20 protein-coding genes and 1 pseudogene are annotated in these 23423 nt (G+C 54.8%); 4 read left to right on the forward strand and 17 right to left on the reverse strand.

Going from position 1 to position 23423, the window contains the following annotated elements; translation table 11 throughout:
- Positions 1-34 precede the first annotated feature (34 nt).
- From CCE92_RS03025 to CCE92_RS03055, 7 genes are all read right to left on the reverse strand, one after another.
- Entirely contained in the window at positions 35-811 is a 777-nt protein-coding gene (locus CCE92_RS03025) for an enoyl-CoA hydratase/isomerase family protein (RefSeq protein ID WP_088006048.1), read from the reverse strand.
- A 27-nt stretch (positions 812-838) separates the two neighbouring features.
- On the reverse strand, positions 839-1804 hold the full coding sequence (locus CCE92_RS03030) for an NADPH:quinone oxidoreductase family protein (RefSeq protein WP_338152452.1): 966 nt from the start codon (positions 1802-1804) through the stop codon (positions 839-841).
- A gap of 54 nt (positions 1805-1858) precedes the next feature.
- Positions 1859-3067, reverse strand: a complete 1209-nt coding sequence (locus CCE92_RS03035; RefSeq protein ID WP_088006050.1) for an acyl-CoA dehydrogenase family protein — start codon at positions 3065-3067, stop codon at positions 1859-1861.
- Positions 3068-3080: 13 nt separating this feature from the next.
- Positions 3081-4649, reverse strand: a complete 1569-nt coding sequence (locus CCE92_RS03040) for a class I adenylate-forming enzyme family protein (RefSeq protein WP_088006051.1) — start codon at positions 4647-4649, stop codon at positions 3081-3083.
- Between the two features lie 280 nt (positions 4650-4929).
- Positions 4930-5736 carry an enoyl-CoA hydratase-related protein gene (locus tag CCE92_RS03045; RefSeq protein WP_088006052.1) on the reverse strand — a complete coding sequence of 269 codons (807 nt, stop codon included), beginning with the start codon at positions 5734-5736 and terminating at the stop codon, positions 4930-4932.
- Positions 5720-6622: an NAD(P)H-dependent flavin oxidoreductase gene (locus tag CCE92_RS03050; RefSeq protein ID WP_088006112.1), complete on the reverse strand. Its 903-nt coding sequence runs from the start codon at positions 6620-6622 to the stop codon at positions 5720-5722. Before CCE92_RS03050 ends, CCE92_RS03045 begins: the two co-directional genes overlap by 17 nt.
- Positions 6615-7796, reverse strand: coding sequence for an acetyl-CoA C-acetyltransferase (locus CCE92_RS03055; RefSeq protein ID WP_088006053.1), 1182 nt, complete (start codon positions 7794-7796; stop codon positions 6615-6617). Before CCE92_RS03055 ends, CCE92_RS03050 begins: the two co-directional genes overlap by 8 nt.
- 224 nt (positions 7797-8020) lie before the next feature.
- On the opposite strand from CCE92_RS03055, the gene CCE92_RS03060 reads away from it, so the two are divergent.
- Positions 8021-9304 carry a Y-family DNA polymerase gene (locus tag CCE92_RS03060; protein WP_088006054.1) on the forward strand — a complete coding sequence of 428 codons (1284 nt, stop codon included), beginning with the start codon at positions 8021-8023 and terminating at the stop codon, positions 9302-9304.
- A complete protein-coding gene (locus CCE92_RS03065; RefSeq protein WP_088006055.1) occupies positions 9301-9663 on the forward strand; it encodes a YolD-like family protein in 363 nt (120 codons plus the stop codon). The genes CCE92_RS03060 and CCE92_RS03065 overlap by 4 nt, the downstream gene beginning before the upstream one ends.
- Before the next feature lie 13 nt (positions 9664-9676).
- Here the strand turns inward: CCE92_RS03065 and CCE92_RS03070 are convergent, their stop codons facing one another.
- From CCE92_RS03070 to serC, 3 genes are read right to left on the reverse strand one after another with little or no spacing between them, the layout of a single operon-like run.
- Entirely contained in the window at positions 9677-10471 is a 795-nt protein-coding gene (locus CCE92_RS03070) for an HAD family hydrolase (protein WP_088006056.1), read from the reverse strand.
- A gap of 27 nt (positions 10472-10498) precedes the next feature.
- Positions 10499-11665 (reverse strand): phosphoglycerate dehydrogenase, encoded by a 1167-nt coding sequence (locus tag CCE92_RS03075; protein WP_088006057.1) that lies wholly within the window; start codon positions 11663-11665, stop codon positions 10499-10501.
- 3 nt (positions 11666-11668) lie between these two features.
- Positions 11669-12757, reverse strand: coding sequence for a 3-phosphoserine/phosphohydroxythreonine transaminase (gene serC, locus CCE92_RS03080; protein WP_088006058.1), 1089 nt, complete (start codon positions 12755-12757; stop codon positions 11669-11671).
- Positions 12758-13035: 278 nt separating this feature from the next.
- On the opposite strand from serC, the gene CCE92_RS03085 reads away from it, so the two are divergent.
- Both CCE92_RS03085 and CCE92_RS03090 read left to right on the forward strand, forming a co-directional pair.
- Complete coding sequence (locus tag CCE92_RS03085; protein WP_088006059.1) at positions 13036-13977, forward strand: PucR family transcriptional regulator; 942 nt, start codon at positions 13036-13038, stop codon at positions 13975-13977.
- 87 nt (positions 13978-14064) lie between these two features.
- Entirely contained in the window at positions 14065-15162 is a 1098-nt protein-coding gene (locus tag CCE92_RS03090; protein WP_088006060.1) for an ABC transporter ATP-binding protein, read from the forward strand.
- A gap of 83 nt (positions 15163-15245) precedes the next feature.
- On the opposite strand, the gene CCE92_RS03095 is transcribed toward CCE92_RS03090, so the two are convergent.
- From CCE92_RS03095 to CCE92_RS03125, 7 genes and pseudogenes are all read right to left on the reverse strand, one after another.
- Positions 15246-16400, reverse strand: coding sequence for a glycerate kinase (locus CCE92_RS03095; protein WP_088006061.1), 1155 nt, complete (start codon positions 16398-16400; stop codon positions 15246-15248).
- Between the two features lie 57 nt (positions 16401-16457).
- On the reverse strand, positions 16458-18710 hold the full coding sequence (locus CCE92_RS03100) for a glycoside hydrolase family 65 protein (RefSeq protein ID WP_088006062.1): 2253 nt from the start codon (positions 18708-18710) through the stop codon (positions 16458-16460).
- Positions 18707-19738: a Gfo/Idh/MocA family protein gene (locus tag CCE92_RS03105; RefSeq protein WP_088006063.1), complete on the reverse strand. Its 1032-nt coding sequence runs from the start codon at positions 19736-19738 to the stop codon at positions 18707-18709. The genes CCE92_RS03100 and CCE92_RS03105 overlap by 4 nt, the downstream gene beginning before the upstream one ends.
- A gap of 12 nt (positions 19739-19750) precedes the next feature.
- Complete coding sequence (locus tag CCE92_RS03110) at positions 19751-20551, reverse strand: sugar phosphate isomerase/epimerase family protein (RefSeq protein WP_088006064.1); 801 nt, start codon at positions 20549-20551, stop codon at positions 19751-19753.
- Positions 20552-20575: 24 nt separating this feature from the next.
- Positions 20576-21644: pseudogene (locus CCE92_RS03115) on the reverse strand (zinc-dependent alcohol dehydrogenase).
- A 30-nt stretch (positions 21645-21674) separates the two neighbouring features.
- Positions 21675-22523, reverse strand: coding sequence for a carbohydrate ABC transporter permease (locus tag CCE92_RS03120; RefSeq protein WP_088006113.1), 849 nt, complete (start codon positions 22521-22523; stop codon positions 21675-21677).
- Positions 22516-23397: a carbohydrate ABC transporter permease gene (locus tag CCE92_RS03125; RefSeq protein WP_088006065.1), complete on the reverse strand. Its 882-nt coding sequence runs from the start codon at positions 23395-23397 to the stop codon at positions 22516-22518. The genes CCE92_RS03120 and CCE92_RS03125 overlap by 8 nt, the downstream gene beginning before the upstream one ends.
- Between the last annotated feature and the right edge of the window lie 26 nt (positions 23398-23423).

Raw genomic sequence — 23423 nt, forward strand, 5'->3', positions numbered from 1 at the left:
TTCATTTTTTGTAAACGCTTACATTAAGGAGTGGTTATTTCCCTGTAAATTCCGGCTTCCGCTTTTCCAGAAAAGCAGCCACCCCTTCTCTGTGGTCTTTTGTTTGCAGTAATAGAGCTTGGATCATATTTTCCTGCATAAATGCTGTTTCATGGTGAAGCTCGTTTACATGATTGATTAAGTATTTGACGTATTTATTACTGAGCGCTGGTCCCTCTACAACGAATTTCGCAAATTCAGCCGCTTCTGCAGTCACATTATCCGAAACAATCCGGTTAATGATTCCATGTTTAAATGCCGTTTCTGCTGGAATTACTTTTCCTGAAGAAATCCACTCTTTTGCAATCGGTTTAGACACCCGCTCGGCTAACTGCTTGATCAGGCCTAGGTCGGGAATTAACCCGATGTTAGAAAAGCTCAAAGCGAATTTAGCATCCCTGCCTGCGACAATGAAATCAGCCGCCAGAGCCAGGCTAAATCCTGCACCGGCTGCATATCCGTGTACTGCGGCAACTACATACTTATCCATCTCAATCAGTTTTCTTGATAATCCCGAAACATAATTGATCCAATTCGCTGTTTCAGCAGCGGATTCCAGCTGCTGCATAGATGCGATATCGCCTCCGGCACAAAATGCTTTCCCCTCTCCTGATAGCAGGATGACTTTGACAGTCTCATCACTTTCAAGATGGTCCAAGGCGCTCAGCACAGAAGCGACCATTTCTTTAGAAAGAGCGTTCAATTTTTCTGGCCGGTTCAGTCGGAGATAACCAATTCCCTCATTTATCTCCGTTACTGCAAGACTTTCCATTTCGGGTCCTCCTTTCATCACATTTATTCATGGAATAACCACTAATTTCCCGTATGTCCGCCGGCTTCCGAGCTGTTCAAGTGCATCTGGTACTTGTTCGAACGGATATTCTTTGAACACTAATGGACGAATCAATCCCTGTTCGTAAAAATCCATCAGTTCCCGATGCGCTGCCATCACTTTTTCGGGATATAGATTGCGAAAAAGACCAAAATGCACTCCCATAATTGAGTAATTTTTGATAAGAGCATGATTGGTCGGTGCCTCTGCAATGCGCCCGCCAGCAAACCCGATGACCAGCAGACGGCCTTCAAAGGCGATGCATTTTCTTGAACGATCAAACGTATCGCCTCCGACCGGGTCAAAAATGACATCCGCTCCTTTTCCGTTCGTTGCTTCTTTAACTATTGCTACGAAATCCGACTCCCGGTAATTCACCGCAATATCTGCACCCAGCTGTTTGCATACCGCTAGTTTTTCATCACTGCCAGCCGTGGCAATTACCGTCGCACCCATCGCTTTTCCCACTTGAATCGCAGCAGAACCGACTCCGCCTGAACCTGCATGGATAAGAAGCACCTCTGCTTTTTTTAACTTGGCTGTCCGGTGAAGCGCGAAGTACGCGGTCTGGTAAGTGATGAATAAGGAGCCTGCTTCTGCGGCCGGGAAAGCATCCGGAATCGGAAAGACGTGGTCTTGCGGGACAACCACCCATTCGGCAAGTCCTCCGTTTGGCAGCATCGGCGTGGCGATGACACGCTGACCGATATTCACATCCACCCGTTGCCCAGCCATTTCAATGGTTCCGGCTACTTCCGCTCCCGGCGTGAAGGGCAGCGGTGGTTCTTCTTGGTACTTCCCCTGGCATTGCAGGATATCAAAAAAGTTGAGTGCCGCAGCTTCTACACGAACCAATACCTCATTCGTGCCAGGTTCCGGTTTAGGAACTTCTGATAATTCAAGCGCTTCTCTCGGCTCTCCTAGTTTAGCCACTTGCCATGCCCTCACTCTATCTCCCCTTTCTGCTTTCTGACCCTGCTCATGGATTCACTTGAGCTGCTCACGCAGTTCAAGCCGTCCGATATCACGCAAGTGAACCTGATCAGGTCCATCTACGAGCCGCAGTGTCCGTGCATTCGCCCAATGTGCTGCCAGCGGGAAATCATCAGAAACACCTGCGCCGCCAAACACTTGAATGGCTCGATCAATGACATTCAATGAAACACGGGGCGCCGCGATTTTAATCATGGCAATCTCCTTTCTGGCCGCTTTCGCTCCTTCTGTATCGATTTTATGCGCTGCATGCAGCGTGAGAAGACGGGCCTGCTCAATCTCAATCCGGCTTTCCGCAATGACTTCCCGGATCACGTCTTTTTCAGCCAGCGTCGAGCCGAATGCTTCCCTTTCCGAAGCCCTCTTACACAATAAATCCAGTGCACGCTCCGCCGCTCCGATTGCCCGCATACAATGGTGGATTCTGCCTGGGCCGAGCCTTCCTTGCGCGATTTCGAACCCTCTTCCTTCGCCGAGCAGAATGTTGTCGACTGGTACGCGGACATTATTGTAATGCACTTCCGCATGTCCATGAGGAGCGTGATCGTAACCGAAAACCGGCAAAAAACGTTTCACTTCCACTCCCGGTGTATCAAACGGCACAAGCACCATGGACTGTTGCTGATGTCTCGGCGCATCAGGATCGGTTTTCCCCATGACAATGGCAATTTTGCAGCGTGGATCCATGGCCCCCGAACTCCACCACTTTTTCGCGTTAATCACGTATTCATCGCCATCCCGTACAATGCTGCCTTGAATATTGGTTGCATCCGATGAGGCCACTTCAGGTTCGGTCATGGAAAAGCAGGACCGGATCTCCCCTTCCAGCAGCGGTTCCAGCCACTGTTTTTTCTGTTCCTCAGTCCCGTACTTGACGAACACTTCCATGTTTCCGGTATCCGGCGCATTACAGTTGAAGATTTCCGGTGCCATCAGCGACCGACCCATGATCTCGCATAAATGGGCATATTCGTAATTTGAAAGTCCGGCTCCATATTCAGTGTCGGGCAAGAACAGATTCCAAAGTCCCGCGGCTTTCGCTTTGCCCTTCAGTTCTTCTACAATGGGCGGAATTGTCCAGCGATCCTCTGCTTTATCCAGATACTCTTCCACTTGTGCTTCATTGGGATAAATATATTCCTCCATGAACCCGATCAGTTTCTGTTGCAGCTCTGTTGCTTTTGGTGATAGTTCCTTAAGCATCCCAATCATCCCCCTATTGTTTTAATTTATTTTTCATGATTTTCCCCGATGCATTGCGAGGAAGACTTTCCAATATCTCGATTTTTCCCGGCACTTTGTATTTTGCCAGTGACTTCCGGCAATGTTCAGTCAGAGCCGGTAAACTTTCTTCGGTAAGATTCGGTCCGACGACGAACGCCTTCACGGTTTCCCCGAAAACCGGATCCGGTTCCCCTACCACTGCTGCTTCCACCACATCCGGGTGTTCTTTTAAAACATCTTCCACTTCAATTGAAAATATCTTTTCTCCCGCCCGGTTGATCATGTCTTTTTTCCGATCCCGGATATAAATGTATTGCTCTTCGTCCATCATCCCTAAATCCCCGGAATGCCAGAATCCGTCAGTAAAGTTTTTCTCGTTCGCTTCCGGGTTTTCCCAATACTCTTTAATCACCATCGGCCCCTTAATATAAAGTTCGCCAATTTCTCCCGGTGAGCATTCATTTCCTTCTGCATCCATTATTTTGATGGCGGCCCCATGCACTGGCCGACCGACCGATGTCACCTTTGAAGCGGGATAAGATACAGGCATCAATGTGGCAGGAGATGTCGTTTCCGTCGCCCCATAAGCATTATGTAATTCGGCATTCGGAAATGCTTCTGCAAGCATCGCAAACGTCTGCTGGTAAATGGGCGAACCACCGAACGCCACTTTCTTCACGAAAGAAAATGAATGGTTTTTGAACTCCTCGCTCGTGGACATCATGATGAAGATAGTCGGCACGTTAAACAGGAAATCAATATCATGGCTGACAACCGTCCGAATGTACTCCTCGTTCTGATAGCGCTTCATGCTGTAGGCCGTCCCTCCCGCATAGAGGATATGGAGCAACTGTCCGACCAGCCCAGTGACATGGAACATCGGCACAGCAATCAATGTCTTCAGCTGATGGCCCGTTTTGAAAATGGTCTTATAGTTCAAAACGCTATGTATCACATTAGCATGGGCCAAAACCGCTCCTTTCGGCCGACCTGTCGTTCCTGAAGTGTATAGAATAAAAGCTCCGTCTTCTTCATCGATATTTGCCTCACGGTAGCTCGGTTCACCGGAAAGTAATTCTCCGAAAGTGTCCTCGCCGTCAATGACGAATACCTGCAGACCTTCAGCTGCCTCTGCTTCAGCTGTAAATTCCGCAGCCCTTACTTTGTCCATGTGTTCTTCTTCGCCGATAAGCACTTTAGGTCCCGAATGGCTAAGGATATAACCGATCTCTTCTGCTGCCAGCTTCACGTTGATCGGCACCAGCATTGCCCCCGCTTTTGCACAGGCAAAGACTAACAAAGGAAATTCATACCGGTTTCCGATTAAGGCGGCGATGCGGTCCCCTTTTTCAATTCCACACTTTTTTTGAAGATTTGCGGCCAGGGAAGACGAAAGTCTGTCCAGTTCTCCATAAGACAACCGTTTTGCTTCCGTCACAATGGCTGCTTTTTCTCCAAATTTCTTGACGTTGGCTTTAAGCAAATCACCAATCGTTTTCGGACGGTTTTTAAATACCTGCATCCCCTCTCTCCCGAACAAAGTAACGGAATTCAGCTCCATGCAAAATCCTCCTTCTGCTCTTCTCTGAAAGCCCTTTCATTTATCAAGTTTAAGTGCTCAGAATGTTTTTAAATGGTAATTGTAAAAAAGTATACAGGTTATTTTTTTAAATAACAAGTGAATTTTCGAATTATTATAAATATTTTATCAATATACTTTCTATTGTGTATGCTTAAGGATTTTACGTTTAAAAAAGGAAGTCTCCTATAATTTCATATTTGTTTTCAATCTAAAAAAACCGCCCTCGGATTCTTTAAGGACGGTTTTTCCGGATTATTTTTTAAAAAAAATCCGGTAAATCACTTGTTTTCAATGGAAATGAGGCAGGACGTTTTTCGATAAATGACTGAATTCCTTCGCTTGCATCCTGGTGACTGCCTGCCCAATGAAGGAATTTGGATTCAACCAAATGTGAAACATGAGGATGATCCGTCCCTAGCATCCGCCACAGTAATTGCCGGGTGAATCCGTTTGATGTGGCTGCCGTGTTCACTACGATTTCTTTAGCGATTTCGAGCGCTTTTTCAAGGGGATTCTGTGAGGCATATTGTACTAAACCCGATGCAATCGCTTCTTCCGCCGGTATGTAGCGGCCGGTCAATGTCCATTCAAGTGCTTTGCCGATTCCGACGATGCGCGGCAGAAACCAGCCTGATGCCGCTTCCGGCCCGATGCCGCGGCGGCCGAAGACAAAGCCGATTTTTGCGTCTTGCTGAAGAATTCGGATATCCATCGGCAATGTCATCGTGAGGCCTATACCGACAGCAGCTCCGTTTATTGCGGCGATGATTGGTTTTTTCATGTCATATACTTGAATACTGACCTGTCCGCCAAGATCCCGGTACTCTTCCGGTGATTCCTCAGAAGCAAACGTTGCACCTCCCTCTGACAAATCCATGCCGGCACAGAATGCCCGGCCATTTCCTGTGACGATGATTACCCGCACGTCATCGTTCTGGTCCGCTTCCTGGTAAGCATGAAGCAATTCGCTGTTCATTTTTACGGTGTACGCGTTCATTTTGTCCGGCCGGTTTAACGTCAAAATTAAGACGCCATCATTCAGTTCCGTCTTAATCGTTTCGTACAAGGCTTTTCACTCCCTCCCTGTATTCGCTGTCCAGCGATTCCACAATCTCTCCGATAGTCTCCCGTTTCGTCACTGCTGTAACTCCATGCCCGGCTGACCAGACGTCGCGCCATGCTTTCACGTTCACCAAGTGGGACAGGTCCACTTCCTTCTTCGGCTTCAGGTTCGCAGGATCAATCCCCTGCTTCAGGAGACTCGGAATCAGGATATTCGCAGACACCCCACTGAAAGCATCTGTGTATAAAATATCTTCTGTATTCGAATCGATCACCATTTGTTTATAGTCCTCTTGCGCATCACTTTCTTCTGCTGCCAGGAACCGGGTACCCATGTAAGCATAATCAGCCCCCATCAGACGGGCCGCCGCCACATCCGCCCCAGTGGAGATGGAGCCCGAGAGGATGACTGTTCCGCTGTAAAACTGTTTGACCGCCGCGATGAACGCGAAAGGGTTCAATGTTCCGCCATGGCCACCCGCGCCCGCACAGACGAGAATCAGGCCATCGACTCCGCTTTCTGCCGCCTTTCGTGCATGGCGGATGTTCGCCACATCGGAATACACCAAGCCGCCATATCCATGTACGATCTCGATGACTTCCCCCGGTGCTCCAAGCGAGGTGATGACAATCGGCGGTTCATGCTGCCGGATCAGTTCCACGTCCTCATCATAGCGTTTGTTTGATTTCCGGTGCGAAATCAAGTTGACCGCCCAAGGCTTGTCTTCCAGTTCCGCTTTCACTTGGCGCAGCCAATCTGCGCACGCGGATGCGGGGCGGGCGTTCAGCAAGGGGAAGCTCCCGATCACACCAGCCCGGCTGGCGGCAATGGTCATGGCGGGATTAGAAACGAGAAACATCGGCGCTACAATCACCGGCAGCTTAAGCACGTTCAATCACCACCGCGATCCCCTGTCCGCCGCCAATGCAGAGGCTGGCGACGGCATACTTGCCGTTCCGTTTTTGCAGCTCGCGGGCCGCAGAAAGCAAAATCCGCGCACCGCTTGTACCTACGGGGTGTCCGAGCGCAATAGCGCCGCCATTCACATTCACAATCTCCCCCTTTAATCCGAGCTCTCTCTCCACGGATAAATATTGAGCGGCGAACGCTTCATTCACTTCAATCAAATCAATCTCGTCGAGTGAAAGTGCCGCCCGTTCCAGCGCCTGGCGGATGGCAGGGACAGGGCCGATACCCATGATGGTCGGATCCACACCGGTGATGCCCCATGAGACGATCCGTGCGAGCGGTTTCAGGCCATGCCGCTCAACTGCGCGCTCACTTGCCACTACCAGGGATGCTGCCCCATCGTTGATACCGGAAGCGTTTCCGGCTGTCACTGTCCCTTCCTTTTTGAATGCTGCCCGAAGTTTAGCCAAGGATTCAGCATTCGTCTCCGGTTTGATGTGCTCGTCCTGGTCAATGACCACAGTGCCCTTCCGTGTCTTCACTTCCACCCCGACGATTTCTTCAGCGAATGTTCCATCTTTCGCCGCTTTCGTTGCACGGCGGTGTGATTCGGCTGCAAATGCGTCCTGCTCCTCCCGAGTGATTCCGTACTGCTCAGCCAATTTTTCCGCCGTCATGCCCATTCCGTTGCCTGTATACCGGTCCAGGAGGGTTGCGACCAGCATATCCTCAAATTCAAGGCCGCCCATTTTTGGTGCATTAAACCGCTGATTGAAGTTGGAATATGGCGCCATCGACATGTTTTCCGCACCGCCGGTCAGTACAATATCCGTCTCGCCAAGCAAAATGGTCTGCGCCCCCGTCACAACTGCCTGCGCACCGGAACCGCAAAGCCGGTTCAGTGTCAGAGCCGGCACTTCCTGTGGAACCCCTGCCTCCAGACCGATATGACGCGCCAAGTAAGCCGCATTCGTACTCGAATGAATGACATTGCCGTAAACTACATGCCCGACATCTTCCGCCGACACTCCGGAGCGCTTCAATGCTTCGACAGCTGTTGCGGTGCCGAGCTTTGTGACATCCGTCGACGCAAAAGATCCGCCAAATGATGTAAAAGCGGTTCTCGCTCCATTTACCAAATAAACGTTTTCCATCTTTTTTGCCCCTTTCGTCGCTGACCGCTTATTATCAAAATAAGTGTCAGAAAATTTAACCTTATTTATAAGGTATCGTCGTTGGCTGCGAACTGCAACGTTTTTTTCCTTGAATTCATTTATTGAATAGCCATTTAAGCGGTACAGAAATTCCAAGTTTTTATTGTCCAAAAAACGGGGATAAGATATGATAAGAACAAACGTTCGCACAAGGAGTGATTTTCATGCCCGCTGAATCCTCTTCCCCTGAACGTGTCATCGCCTGTCTCGACATGCGGAGTTTTTATGCGAGCTGTGCTGCCGTGGAGCACCGGCTCGACCCGCTGACGGACGCCATTGCGGTCGTCGCGAACCTGGACCGGAACGGCAGCGTTGTCCTTGCCGCTTCGCCGAAGATGAAGCAGAAGTTCGGCATCCGCACGGGCAGCCGGCTGTATGAGATTCCCGGCGATCCGGAGATTTACCTCATTGAACCGAAGATGGATTTTTTCCTGGCCGTGTCCATGGAGATTACGAAACTGATCGGTGAGTACGTGCCGAAATCGGCGATCCACGTCTACAGCGTCGATGAATGCTTCATCGACCTTACCGGCACGGAAAAGCTGTGGGGACCGCCCGAAGAGACGATCCGCCGCATCCAGGATGATCTGTACCGCCAATTCCAGCTGCCATCCGCGGTCGGCGTCGGGCCGAATATGCTGCTGGCGAAGCTGTCGCTCGACCTCGAGGCGAAGAAGACCGGGTTTGCCTGGTGGCGGCTGGAGGATGTGCCGGAGAAGTTATGGCCGGTATCGCCGCTCAGCGAGATGTGGGGCATCGGTCCGCGCATGGAACGCAACCTGAACCTGATGGGCATGTTCTCCGTCGGGGACATCGCGCGCTGCGATTTGAGGCGGCTGGAGGACAAGTTCGGCATCATGGGGCACCAGCTGTACCAGCACGCCCACGGACTCGACTTCAGCGACCTGACGAAGCAGCACATCCAGGAAGAGGCGGTCAGCTACTGCAAGGGGCAGATGCTGTACCGCGATTACATAAAAGAAGAAGACATCCTGATCGTCCTGCTCGAAATCTGCGAGGAAGTCGCCCGCCGCGCACGCGAAGGGCGGAAAGCGGGCCGGACGATCCACCTGAGCATGGGCTACAGTAAAAACGTCTACGGCGGCGGGTTTTCCCGCTCCATGTCGGTCGATGAAGCGACGAATGAAACGATGGCGATTTACCGGGTATGCCGGAAGCTGTTCGACCTCCACTATTCAGGCAAGCCGGTCCGGAACATTTCCGTGTCCATCAGCAATCTGGAAGACGAGACGTCCATGCAGCTGAGCCTATTCGAAGCGCACAAGTGGCGGAAGCGGAAGCTCGGCGCCGTGATGGACGAAATCCGGCGCAAGTACGGCGCCACCGCCATTCTGCGGGCGGTTTCCTACACACCCGCCGGCACCGCCGTGTCCCGGGCGGGGCTGATCGGCGGACATAAAAAACAGAAAGGGGGCGATGCTTCATGAAACAGAACCGGCATATGCGGCTGCAGGGAGACATCAAGGACCGCGGCATGGTGAAGTGGCAGGGCATGATGCTGCCGGAACATATGAAAATGCTGAAGGACTGGTACGCGGAAGACGACCGGGACCCGGAACCGCAACTGACCGCGGACGACTTCACGCTGATCCAGGAAGAGATCGAGACGGCGCTCGCCCGGCAGTGCGAAGTGCGGATCAAGACGTGGCGCGACCATAAATTCAGCTACCATAAGGGCGTCATCAAGCGGCTGGACGCAGAAAAACGGACCCTCGTCTGTGAGGATCCGTTCAGTGAGTACCGGATTCGTGCCGATGATATCGTGGACATCCGGCAAGTGGACTGACCGACCAGTCCCGTCATGCCGGACCGTCCAGTGCCTCCGCGATCGGCAGCAGTTCTTCCAGGCGGCGGATTTCGAAGTCCGGAACGACATCAGTCGGCTCCTTGCCTTCCCGGTTCACCCAGACGGTCCTGATGCCGGCGCGGGAAGCGCCGAGGATGTCCGTCATCAAGTTATCCCCCACCATGAGGGCTTCATGGCGACGGATCCCGGCTTTCTCCAGCGCGAATCCGAAGATGGCGGGATCCGGTTTTCCTTTGCCGAATTCGCCCGAAACGATGATATGGCTGAAATAAGGAAGCAGTTCGGAACTCAGGTTCAGCTTGATGTGCTGCAGGTCCGGCGAACCGTTCGTCACGAGCAGCAGCTGATAGCGGCCTTTCAGCCGCTCGAGCACACGGACCGATTCCCCGTACAGGACAGGCCGCTTCCGGCGTTCGGCCGGAAAGCGCTCCGCCAGCTCACGGCCGAGCGCTTCGTCCTCGATTCCGAGCCGCCCCAAGCCCCGCGTCCATGCCTCTTTCCGGTAAACGGGCATGATTTTATTCATCGCGGGAAATTCCGCATGCGCTTCCGGGAACTCCCCCCACAGCCCTTCGAACGGGTTGATCCCGATCATCTGCGTGAACGGATACGTTTCATAGGAGGCATAAAGCGAAGCCGCTTCCTCCCGCACCGCCGCCTCCAGCCGCGCGGCATCGGCTCCGCACCGTTCTTCCGCCGCTTTGCATGTGGCCGCGAACGCGTCTTTGACGCTTTTCTTGTCCCAAAGCAGCGTATCGTCAAGATCGAAGAAGATCGCCTTGAGCATCCGTCCGCCTCCTTTCGGTGCGCCGCATCAGATCACCCGCGCGGCGCGGACGCCTTTAATCGCCATCACCCGGCCGATCAGGTCCGCTTCACGGCCGATGTCCTCGTCGAGATCGACGAGCGTGTACGCCCACGGTCCTTTGCTGCGGTTCATCATGTCGGCGATATTGATTTCTTCTTCCGCCAGGATCCCCGTGATCTGGCCGACCATGTTCGGGATGTTCTCGTGGATGACGGTCAGCCGCTTCTCGCCGGCCATCGGCATGTGGACATTCGGAAAGTTGACGGAATTCCGGATGTTGCCGGTCTCCAGGAACTGCTTCAGCTGCGTGGCCGCCATGACCGCGCAGTTCACCTCCGATTCATACGTCGAAGCGCCGAGGTGCGGAATCGCGATCACATTCGGCATGTTGAGCAGGTTATCATTCGGGAAGTCCGTAATATAGCCCGCGACGATCTCTTTCTCGATCGCTTCCCTCAAGTCCCCTTCATGCACCAGTTCCCCGCGCGAGAAATTCAGCACCTTCATGCCCGGTTTCATCGCCTTGAACGCGTGTTCATCCAGCATTCCCCTCGTCTCATCGGTGAGCGGCACATGCATCGTGATGTAGTCGCACGTCTGGAACACTTCTTCAGGCGTGTGGGCCCGCTGGATCTCCCGCGACAGCTGCCACGCCGTATTGACGGAAATGAACGGGTCGTAGGCGGTGACTTCCATGCCGAGCGCCGCCGCATCGTTCGCCACCAGCACGCCGATCGCGCCGACACCGATCACGCCGAGCCGTTTCCCCTGCACTTCCGTCCCGATAAAGTACTTCTTGCCGGACTCGACCTGTTCCGGGACCGCTTCGCCTTCACCCTGAAGGGAATTCGTCCACGTCAGCGCGCGGAACAGATTCCGGGAGGAGGCGATCAGGCTCATCAGTACGAGCTCCTTCACCGCATTCGCGTTCGCGCCCGGGGTGTTGAAGACGACGACCCCTTTTTCCGTCAGTTCGTCGACCGGGATGTTGTTGACGCCGACACCCGCCCGCGCCACCGCTTTCACAGAAGGCGGAATCGCGGTATCGTGCAGGTTGTGGCTCCTGAGAAGAATCGCGTCCGCCGCCTCGACGTTCCCCGCCTGGTAACCGCCTTCATCCAGTACCGCCAGACCGCGTGCCGCGATGGAATTGAATACTTGAATGTTGTACATCGTTCAGTCCCCCTGTCTGTGTGTCCGTTCGAACGTCTGCATGCAGTCGATGAGCGCCTGCACGCCGTCAAGCGGCATCGCGTTGTAGATGCTCGCGCGCATCCCGCCCACGGAGCGGTGCCCTTTCAGCGTCTTCAGCCCGTTGGAAGCCGCGAACTGCAGGAATTCCCGGTTCAGTTCATCCGTCGGAGCCGTGAACGGCACGTTCATCAGCGAGCGGCTCGCTGCTTCCACGCGGTTTTCAAACAGGTCCGATCCATCGATGGCTGCATACAGGCGGGCCGCTTTCCCGCGGTTGGCCTTCTCCATCTCTTCAACTCCGCCCGCGTCACGGAGCCATTCCAGGACAAGCTTCGTTACGTAGATCGCGAACGTCGGCGGCGTGTTATAGAGCGACTCCGACTGCGCGTATGTCCCGTAGTCCAGCATCGCCGGGCACGCTGCGCCGCAGCGACCGAGCAGATCCTCCCGCACGATCACCACCGTCAGCCCTGCCGGCCCGAGGTTTTTCTGCGCCCCGGCGTAGATCAGACCGAACTTCGACACATCCACCGCTTCCGACAGGATGTTCGACGACATATCCGCCACGAGCGGGATATCGCCCGTGTCCGGAATTTCGGCATACCGCGTGCCTTCGATCGTGTTGTTCGTCGTGATATGGATGTAGTCGAATCCGGAAGCCGAACTTAAGTCGAGCGCCGGGATCCGGCTGTACCCTTCCCCTTCGGAAGAAGCGAGGACGGTCACAGTCCCGGACTTCTCCGCTTCTTTGATCGCTTTTTTCGACCAGGAACCTGTGTCCGCGTAACCCGCCCGGCGCGATCCGTTCAGCAGGTTCAGCGGCACCATCGAAAACTGCAGGGAAGCCCCGCCCTGCATGAACAGCACTTTGTAATTGTCAGGGATGCCCATCAGCTGCCGCAGCAGTGACTCCGCATCCCGGATGATGGCCGTGAACGCCTCCGACCGGTGGCTCATCTCCAGCACCGACATGCCCGACCCGCCGTACGACAGCAGCTCTTGTTGGACTTTTTCCAGCACCGGCCCGGGCAGCACGGACGGCCCTGCCGAAAAGTTGTAGACCCGCTCCATTTGGCATTCCCCTTTCTGTGGCATCGATCGCCCGATTCAAAAACAAGCCCCCAGCCCCGCGCTCTTCAGCCGGCTGAAAGGACTTTTCTCAATGGACGGAAAATAAAAAATATACATTCTATTGTGACCAGTCGCGGAACAAAATGCAACAGGTTATTCGCCTCAAAAGCCGGCGGATGAAAGAAGGGAGACCCCTGTCTTTCGGACAGCCGCATCGTTATACTTAAAAAAGCACACAAACACGCCGCTAGGCGGCAGAAGACAAAAGAGGTGTTTCAGTGATTGACCGGCTGCGAAAAATCTATCCGTCCCTTCTGCTCTACGGCGAAGACATCGATACACTGGATAGCGATTATAAATGGTTCTCCGACGAAGAGAATACCCGCGTCCTCGGGATTCACGAAAGCGAGCTCGCGCCCAAGGACATTGCGCTGCTGAGCGCTTTCCTGTTACCCCACAACGCAAAATTCCCGCTTCCCACAAAAGAAGAAAAACAGTGGCAACAAGCGATCCGCTCGGCGGAAACACCGCCCGGTTCCGAAAACAGGATATCCGCCCCTTTCCGCTTCACCTATTTTTCATTCAATAAAAATCAGATCACGCCGGTCTTCTTCAAGGCGGCGCTGCAAGAGTTATTTGAAAAGCAGATCCTGATCTTATGGGACAGTGAAACGGAAGGGATTCTCGTCGAAAAAAAGGAGGCTGCCGACGACGGCGTCTCATACGGACAGATCGTCGATCTCCTGATGAGTGATCTGTACGTGAAAATCAGGTTCTTTTCCGGCCCTTTCCGGCAAAGCACGGAAGCGGTGCATGCTTACTACCGGACCGTGAAAAACACGGCTGTGAAAGTGTTCGCCCATTCGGATAAGGCGGCGATGACGTATGCGGATGCAGTCCCTCATCTGATGGTCGCTGCAGCCTCGAAAGAATTGCGCCAGGAAATCGGCCAAACCGTCCTGCAGGAGTACATCAGCGACCGGGAGACGCTCGAAATGATCGAAGTGCTGGTGAGATGCAACCTGAACATATCGGAATCAGCAAAAGAGCTGCATCTGCACCGCAATAGCCTCCAGTACCGGCTGGACCGTTTTTCCGAGAAGACAGGCATCGATATCCGGCAGTTCCATCAGGCGATGGCCGTCTATTTGGCGCTGCTGGCGAAGCGCCAGGGCGGCCAGCAGCACCCGCCGGGCAATCTGCACGAAGACGGCGGATAATTTTGTGCACGTTTACCGTTACTTGAGCCGCCAAGGTTCTGTATGCTGATACCGGAAGATAAAATCAGCTGAATTTTGGAGGTTGGCATGGCAGGTTTAAGTTTAAAAAACGTCAAGAAAGTTTATGAGAACGATGTCGTTTCCGTGCAGGACTTCAACCTGGAAGTCCGCGATAAGGAATTTCTCGTCCTCGTGGGGCCGTCCGGCTGCGGAAAGTCGACGACGCTGCGCATGATCGCGGGGCTGGAAGACATCACAGAAGGAGATCTCTACATCGGAGACAAACGGGTCAATGACATCGCCCCGAAAGACCGGGATATCGCGATGGTATTCCAGAACTACGCCTTATATCCGCACATGAACGTGTACGACAACATGGCATTCAGCCTGAAGCTGCGGAAGATGAAGAAACAAGAAATCAAGACCCGCGTCGACCGGGCGGCCGGAATCCTTGGGCTGGAGAATTACCTCAGCCGGAAACCGAAAGCACTGTCCGGCGGCCAGCGCCAGCGTGTGGCGCTGGGGAGAGCGATCGTCCGGGACGCCGAAGTTTTCCTGATGGACGAACCGCTGTCGAATCTGGACGCAAAATTGCGCGTCCAGATGCGCGCCGAAATCCAGAAGCTGCATCAGCGGCTGCAGACGACCACCGTCTATGTGACACACGACCAGACCGAAGCGATGACCATGGCCACGCGTCTCGTTGTCATGAAAGACGGCCTCATCCAGCAAGTCGGTTCTCCGAAAGAAGTGTACGAGAAACCGAACAACGTCTTTGTCGGCGGCTTCATCGGCTCGCCGCCCATGAATTTTTTCCTCGGCCATCTCCAAGGAGAGCATTTTATCGTGGGTGATGAAAAGATCCGTGTTCCTGAAGGAAAGCTCAAAACCCTTCGGGCGCAGGACTACGACGGAAAAGATGTCATCCTCGGCATACGTCCGGAAGACATCCATGACGAACCGTTATTCATCGATTCTTCCGCGGACACGAAGATCCGCGCGACAGTGGATGTGGCGGAACTGATGGGGGCTGAGATCATCCTCTATTCTTCCATCGGCGGGCAGAATTTCATCGCCCGGGTGGATGCCCGCTACGGAACAGAAGCCGGACAGCCGATCGACTTGGCCTTCGACCTCAGCAAAGCCCATTTCTTTGATGCCGCGTCGGAACTGCGGATCCACTGACCTTTTCATGAGACAAATAAAGAAACAGGGAAAGCCCGCTAAGGAGACAGCAGTTCCTTAGCGGGCTTTCCCTTTTCAGACATTCAGGCGTCGGGCGGCGCGGACAACAGACCGGGCCGCATTACACTCAGCACCATGCTGGCTTTCTCGGTCAGCAGCTGCTCCGCCTGTTCCATCGCCATTTCGACCGAACAGGGTCCGGACACGATACTGAAAGCCGACAGCAGGTCGATCTGCCGAAGCTGCGCGAATGACAGGTTCTGTGAACCGGCCAGCGCAATCACCGGAACCCCCGAACTGCGGGCAGCTTCCGCCACGCCGGCGACGACTTTCCCTTCCAATGTCTGCGCGTCCAGCCGGCCTTCGCCGGTGATGATCAGATCCGCATCCCGGATTTCGGCTGCGAAATCCAGGCTTTCCAACACCAGGCCGATTCCCGGGCGGAGTTCCGCGTCCAGAAAAGCGATCAGTGCGGCGCCCATTCCGCCCGCCGCACCGCCTCCCGGATATGCGCGCAGCTCCTTCCCTGTTTGTCTGTGGGTGACTTCCGCGAAGTGATGGAGGGCCGCATCCAGCACCCGCACCATTTCCGGAGTGGCCCCTTTTTGCGGGCCGAAAACAGCAGACGCGCCGTCCGGTCCGCATAGAGGGTTCCGCACATCGCTTGCGACCAGGAAATCGGCTTCCGCAATCCGTTCATCAAAACCCGAACCGTCGATGTGAGCGAGCCGGCCCAAATCGCCGCCCCCCTCTCCGAGCTCCGCTCCCCGGCTGTCAAAGAATCGCATTCCGAGCGCTTTCAGCATGCCGGTCCCCGCGTCGTTCGTGGCGCTTCCGCCTATTCCGACGATGAACTTCCGGTACCCCAGATCAAGTGCCGCCTGAATCAGTTCGCCGGTCCCGAAACTCGAGGCGGTCAATGGATTCCTTTCCCCATCCGCCACGAGCGTCAGCCCTGAAGCCTGCGCCATTTCAATGACGGCGGTCTCACCGTCCCCGAGTACGCCGAATGCCGCCCGGACAGGTTCGCCGAGCGGGCCGCGGACTTCCCGCTGAATGAATTGCCCGCCTGATGCCCGGACCATGCTTTCCATCGTCCCTTCACCGCCGTCGGCGAGGGGGAGTTCGGTCACATCCGCTCCGGGAAAAACCGCCAGCACCCCTTTTTTGACCGCGCGGCACACGTCAGGTGCCGCAAGTGATCCTTTAAAGGAGTCGGGCGCGATGATGATCTTCACGAAAATGCCTCCATTCTGAGAAATATCGGGTCCGGCAGAAGATCCGGGAGCCGGTTGTCATTCCGCCTTTTTCCGGAACAGGTCGATGCTGATTTCTGTCCGGCCGTTCCACTCAGCTTCGCTGCCGCTGACTTTCACGTGCAGTTCCGGGCCGGAATGGCGGATGATCCGGATCCGGCTCCGGCTTATGCTGATTTCCAGGTGTCTCCCCCGGTACCGCAATGGAAAGGTCAGTTCCGACCACTCCTTGGGCAGCTTCGGGTCCAGGCGGATGCAGTCTCCTTCGAACGAAACATTGGCGAATCCGAATACCGTCGCCAGCCATAAGGCGCCGAGTGAAGCGCCGTGGATCCCTTCGTCCGAAGAATCCGGTTTCGGCCCCAAATCGATGAGGCAGGCTTCCCGGAAAAAGCGGTACGCCAGCTCCTCTTCCCCGCACCTTGCGGCCACAATGGCGTGCACCGCTTTGCTGAGCGAAGAGTCATGGATAGTCCGTGCCTCGTAATAGGCCAGATTCTCCGCTATGACTTCCAGCGGAAACTGATCGGGAAACAGATAGAGCAGCATCACGACATCCGCCTGCTTCAGAATCTGCATGCGGTTCACTTCCTGCCGTGAATAATCCAGCAGGATCCCTTGGCTGCCCTGGTTCTCCTTATAAGCGGAAAGATCGATTTCAGGCAGGGACAGGAACGTATCATCCTGGGGAATGAGCCCCGCCGCGTCCGGCACCGGCAAGTACAGCCGTTCCAGGAACGCTTCGGCCCGGTCTCTGTACGCTTCGTCTTCCGCTCCGAACTGTTCCATGTAACGGAGCGCCTGCTCCACGTTATAGCGGGCCATGTAGTTCGTGAACGCGTTGTTATCCACGTGCTCCGTGTATTCGTCCGGTCCGATGACGTCTTCCAGAACGAGGCGCCCGTCCCTTTCCGAAGCTCTGCTCATCCAGAACCGGCCCGTCTCCATCAATAAAGCGAGCCCTTCGGTTTTCATGAATTCTTCGTCGCCTGTGTGTAAGTAATACTGGACAGTCGCGAACGCGATGTCCGCGACGATGTGATGTTCCGCGACAGCCGAGGAAATCCGCTGCCGGTCACCGGTGCGGATGTTGATAGCGGCGAACTCCGGCGTCTCTTCTTCGCCGGTAAGCGCGCTTTCCCACGGGAACAGCGCGCCTTCATAACCGTTTCTGGCCGCTTTTTCCTGCGCCTGTTCCAGTTTCAGGTAACGGTAGCGGAGAAGCTGCCTCGCCTTGCGGGGCTCCGTCAGCAGGTGGAACGGCAGGATGAACATTTCGGCATCCCAGAACACATGTCCTTTATAACCTTCCCCTGTCAGTCCTTTCGCCCCGACACCGAATCGCTCATCATGCGCCGGCGTCATGATCTCCAAGTGGTACAGGGCGAAATCCAGCGCAAGCTGGTCGAACGGGTCGGCTGACGAAATCAGCACTTCTTTATCCCGCCAGAATGCCGTCCACTTCGCTGCGGAGTTCCTGAGCAGCGTTCCGTAGTCCTTCCCTGCATAGCCTGCCAGCGCATCGAGGCAGGCCGCTTCAGGTGTCCGGCCATCCAGGTCCCGGTCGAGCGACGTGTAAACGACCGCCTTTTTCTCGAAAACATAGGGCTCGCCGGCCGCCGCTTCCACCTTCACCGACATGACGAGCTGCCGGTTTTTCGCGGCGAAGCTCTCTTTGCCGGCCGCGCTGCCGGCCACCGTCGCGGCCAGCGCCGCTGTATGCCCGGATTGGCTCGTCCGATAAGTGCCCAGCATGACGTCTTCGTCCAGCACACGGACTTCTTTTTCGATCAGGTGCTGGCTGCCGTGATTAGTCTGCTGCGCGTCGATGCCCGTCACCACTTCGATCCGGGCTTCCCGGTCGAGACTCGTGACCCTGACTTCCGAAGCGACCAGGTGCAAGTCATCTTTCGAAACAAACCGCCGGAACAGGAAACGGAATTCCGCTCCGTCGCTTTTTCGCCAAAGGATCTCCCGCCGCAGTTCACCGGTCGACAAGTCCAGCTCCCGTTCATAAGAACGGACTTCTCCCGCCAGCAGCGAAAAAAGGGTCCCATCGATTTTAATCCGGAACCCCGCCACATCCGGGAAATTCACCAGGTCCGCGGACTCGCCTTCCATGGGCCGGTTGTAGATGCCGGCGGTGTACATGCCTCTCGTCTGTTCGGTGTAAGCCTCTTCGTGCGAAGCGCGGAGACCGAGATATCCGTTCCCCTGCGCCATCAGGCTCTCATATTTTTTAATGAAGTTCAGATCGAAATGTTGTTCCCTGAGAATCCTTTCCCTTGTCATAGAGATATACATTCACCCTTTTCAGCAGATTGATATAATGCTTCAACGATCTTCTGTATGGTATATCCCTGTCCGCTGTCGACGATCATGACGTCATGCCCCAAGCATTTGTCCACGAACGCTTCCATGCTTTTCCGGTGGCGGTCGGTATCCGCTTTTTCCTTTTGGTAGAGGCTGACCAGCTTGCCGTCGCTGTCGGTATGGATATGCGCGGGGAACAGTTCCGCACCCGCCTCATCCCCGTAGAACGATACATTCATCACAGCGTCTTCCTTCATATTCAGTGCAAATGAAGTCTCAAGCTGCAGCAGCCCGTCATTCTTCAGCTCAATGAACGCGAAAAATGAATCCTCGACCGTGAACGCCTCCGGATCCCACGTTCCGAAAGAGCCGCTGGACTTTTTCCGACCGATTTTCTGATACATCTTCGCCGTCACCCGCCGGACCTCCGGAAACCCGAGCGCATACAGCGCAGCGTCCAGCATGTGGATCCCTAAATCCATCAGCGGCCCGCCGCCCTGCATTTCCTTGTCATTGAAATAGCCCCAGCCGGGAATACCGCTTCGCCGGGTCGCCTGGATTTTTGTCACGTAGACGTCTCCCAGCATCCCTTCCGCGATCTTTTCTTTAAGAATGCGCACATCGTCCGCGAACCGGTGATGGAAATTGTATGCCAGCACCGCGCCGGCCGCTTCCGCCGCCTGGTGCATCTGCAGCGCTTCGCCGGCGGACATCGCCGGCGGCTTTTCACATAGCACGTCACAGCCGTGTTCCAGCGCTTTCATGACCAGTTCGAAGTGGAAGCGGTTCGGCGTGCACACGCTGACGAGATCCGGCTTTTCCGCCGCAAACATTTCATCCGCATCGGTATAGAAACGGGGAATGCGGTTCTTGCGGGCGAACGCTTCTGTCCGGCCTGCATCCCTTCCGACGACAGCAGCCAGGTCAATTTCTGCCCGCTCCTGGTAGTAAGGGACGTGGACTGTTTCCGCCACATTCCCTCCGCCGATGACAACCGCCTTTTTCACATTATGACCTCCTCACGGCCGAGCCAGCGCTTCCTTCAGAAAAGCCAGGGATTTCCGGTATTCCTGTTCAGGCTGTTCGCCTCTCACCCGGCACTCGATGGACACATCGCCGTCGTAGCCGTCTTCTTTCAATTGCGCAAACAGCCGGGCGAAATCGAGCGAACCGCTTCCCGGCTGATAACGGTGGTTATCGGCCAAATGGATGTGCCCGATGACATCCCGGTTGGCATGCAATGTGCCGGCCATATCGTCTTCCTCGATATTCATATGATAGAAATCGGCGATGACCTGCACATGACGGAACTCGTTATCGTCGATATAGCTTCTTGCTTCGGCCACTGTGTTGATCATGTGGTCCTGATAGCGGTTCAGCGGCTCCAGGAAAATAACAGTCCCCGTCTCCGCTGCCGCTTTATTCAAATAAACGAGGGAATCCGTCACCGCCCGGCGGTCCGCCTCAGGACTCCGGGGCGGCTCCATCGGCGGCAGCCGGTACGTGAACATGCCCCAGGCAGCCGGAACGACAATCCCTTTACCGCCCACTTCCCGCAGCGCTTCCAAAATCCGGGTGATCTCTTCCAGGCCGCGAAGCCGTCTCTGTTCGTCGAAATCGCCGATCCAGCCATCATACCCGCCGCAGGCCGCCACAACGGGCAGCCCGGTTTCATCAATCGCTTTCTTCACCTCATCTACATGATCCACCAGCAGTTTGCCGTCGATCTCGAACCCGTCGAAACCGAATTCCTTGATGAAACGGAATTTCTCGCTGATCGGCTCCGGAAAGAATGCCTGATTCTGTGTGCAAATCCTCATCGACCGTTCCTCCTTTTTTTCCGTTCATGCTTCCGGGACCGGCTTGCTTTCCGCTTCCGGTCTTCCGTCGAATTCCACGCCCAGTTTAATGCCCAGTTCCGGGTTCCGGTCAACGTACTTCATGTAACCTTCCGGACTCTCCCGGAACGGAATGACCGGGCGGATGATATCCTCGCAATTTATGTAGCCGTTCATCAGCAATTCCCAGCACGTATCTTCAATGCGCTTGCGGTCCCATCTCGGGTAATCGGGGTTCGGTTCGCTCGCAGCACGGGAGAATACGATTTTGGCGTTGTTGAAATGCGCTTCGCGCCCGAAATTCAAGCCTTCGGGGAAAGGTTTGCCGAATGCCACATAGGAAATGGTGCCTCCGTAGCCCAGTCCCTTCAGTGCCCCTTGCAGGGCAGCCGAATTCCCGCTCGTTTCGATGATGGAATCGGCCCCGATCTTATCCGTCAGCCGTTTGATTTCCCATCCGATATCCGAAGACAGCGGATCGAGGGAAAAATCAGCCCCGTTGCGCTCGGCGATTTCCCGCCGGTTTTTCAAGGGATCGACAGCGATGACGAGCCGGGCGCCGACTTTTTTCGCCAGCTGGACGGCGATCTGGCCGATGGCGCCCAGCCCGCACACCCGCATCCCGGACTCCGCCCAAAGCGAATTGGGCCGGATCGTAGCACACCGCATTCTGCCACTTCGCTCCTTCCGGCATTTTTCGGAGCCGGTGGTTGGCCACGCCTTTTACGATGACCGTCTCTTGGATAGGACCATACGTACAGACGTGATCGCCGATTTTATAATCCGTAACCCCTTCACCCGCTTCGATGACAGCGCCGACGACCATATTGCCGAGCGGCAGCTCACCGAAGACGAGACCCTTGGCGGCATGCTCGGCCCTCGGCAAGAACATGCGCCATTCTTCCGAAAACTCCTCTTCGATGAACGGCGTCTGCCCCCTGAAGTCGGCGACTTCCGTTCCGTGTTTCGGTGAAGCGGCTGTCACGGCGATCTTCACTTCATCCGGTCCGACCGGTCGATCCTCATAATCTGTCAGTGCCGCCACCCTCGGTTTTATTGCCACCAGTTTCTTCATTTCGATCAACTGCCTTTCTCTGGAATAAAATCAGCCTTTCACGCCGCCTTCAGTCGCTCCGCCTTTGATGAACCGCTCAGACAGTCCGTACAGGATCAGGACCGGCAAAGCTGTCAGAAGCGAGGCGGCCATCATTTGCCCCCACACGTAATCCGGCGTGCTGAACAGCGTCGTCAGCCCGATCGGTAGCGTGAATTTCTCCGAGCTCGACAGGAAGATCGAAGCGAACAGGAAGTCGTTCCAAGCGATCATAAAGGCATAGACGAACACCGAAATGATGCCGGATATCGACAGGGGAATGATGATGTAGAAAATAATCTGGATCCGGTTGAGCCCATCGATCATCGCCGCTTCCTCCAGATCATCCGGAATCGTATCGAAATAGCTTTTCAGCATGAAAATCGAGGCCGGGAGCGTCTGGACGACCATCGTGATGATCAGCGCCACCAGCGTATTGTACAGCCCGAGACCCGAGATGATCCGGAACAGCGGAACGATGAGCAGCAGTCCGGAAAACATGTAGACGGTGTAAAAACCGGAATTGATCGTAGCCCGGCCTTTGAATTTCAGCTTTGATACTGCATAGGCGCCGAAGATCGAAAACAGGACCGAAATCGCCGCCGCTGTCAGCGAGACGATGAAGCTGTTCTTGAAGTACATCATGAACGGGAACAGGACCGGATCGAACACGTTCCGGTAATGTTCCAGTGTCCACTCCTGCGGCAGCAGAGTCGGCGTCCGCGAAATTGCTTCAGCCGAGCTTTTCAGCGATGTCATAAGCATGACGAAAAACGGGAACAGGGTAATTCCCAGCACGGCGAGCAGGCCGATGTAGAAGAAGATCTTTTTCGTCGTTTTCGATTTCTTGCTGCTAGCCATTGCCATTCAGGCTCACCCGCTTCCTTGAAATGATGATGACCGAGAACAGGACGACGAACAGGATCACGGAAATCGCCGCCGCTTTTCCGAGGTCATTGAATGCGAATGCCGTTTCATACAGGTAGATCCCAAGCACCGGCACCTGATTCGTCAGCAGATAGACGTCCTCGAAAATGTAGAAAGTCCAGATCGTCCGCAGTGTGGCGACAATGATCAGCACCGGCATGATCGCCGGCAGCGTGACGACTTTGAATTTGTCCCATGCTGAGGCGCCATCGATTTCGGCTGCCTCATACAGCGTCCGGTCAACGGTCTGCAGAATCGCCAGGAACGAAATGAACGCGTACGGGAAATATCGCCAAATTGCGAAAATCACAACAATGACAAAACTCAGCACCGGCTCATCGAACCAAAGCGGCGCCGTCTCGAACAGGCCGAAAATATCGACCGTCAAGTAGTTGATGACGCCATAGCCGCTGTTGAACATGTACTTCCAGGCAAACACGAGGGAGATCGTGGGCGCTACATAGGAGGCGATGATGAGCGACCGCGACACTTTGCGGAACGCGAACGGCCGGTTGAACAGAATCGCGATCGCCAGTCCGAGCACAGTGCTGCCCGCGACTGTCAGAAAGGTATAGAGCAGCGTGATGCCGAGCGACTGCCAGAACGCCAGGTCGGTCAGAATGCTTATGTAGTTTTCGAGCCCGATGAAAACCGGATCGATGTTCGGGTTGATCGACTGCTCGAAAAAGCTGATTCTGACATTCACGAGCATCGGGTAGATGATGAGCAGCAAGATCAAAAAGACGCTCGGCAAAAGCAAAGCAGCCGCCAGTTTCGCGTTCGATCTCTCTTTTGCTTTTCGTTTCATGGTCTCCTCCTGGTCTTCAGTGTATT

Origin of the sequence: Indiicoccus explosivorum, assembly GCF_002167005.1 — a bacterium.
Lineage (GTDB): Bacteria > Bacillota > Bacilli > Bacillales_A > Planococcaceae > Indiicoccus > Indiicoccus explosivorum.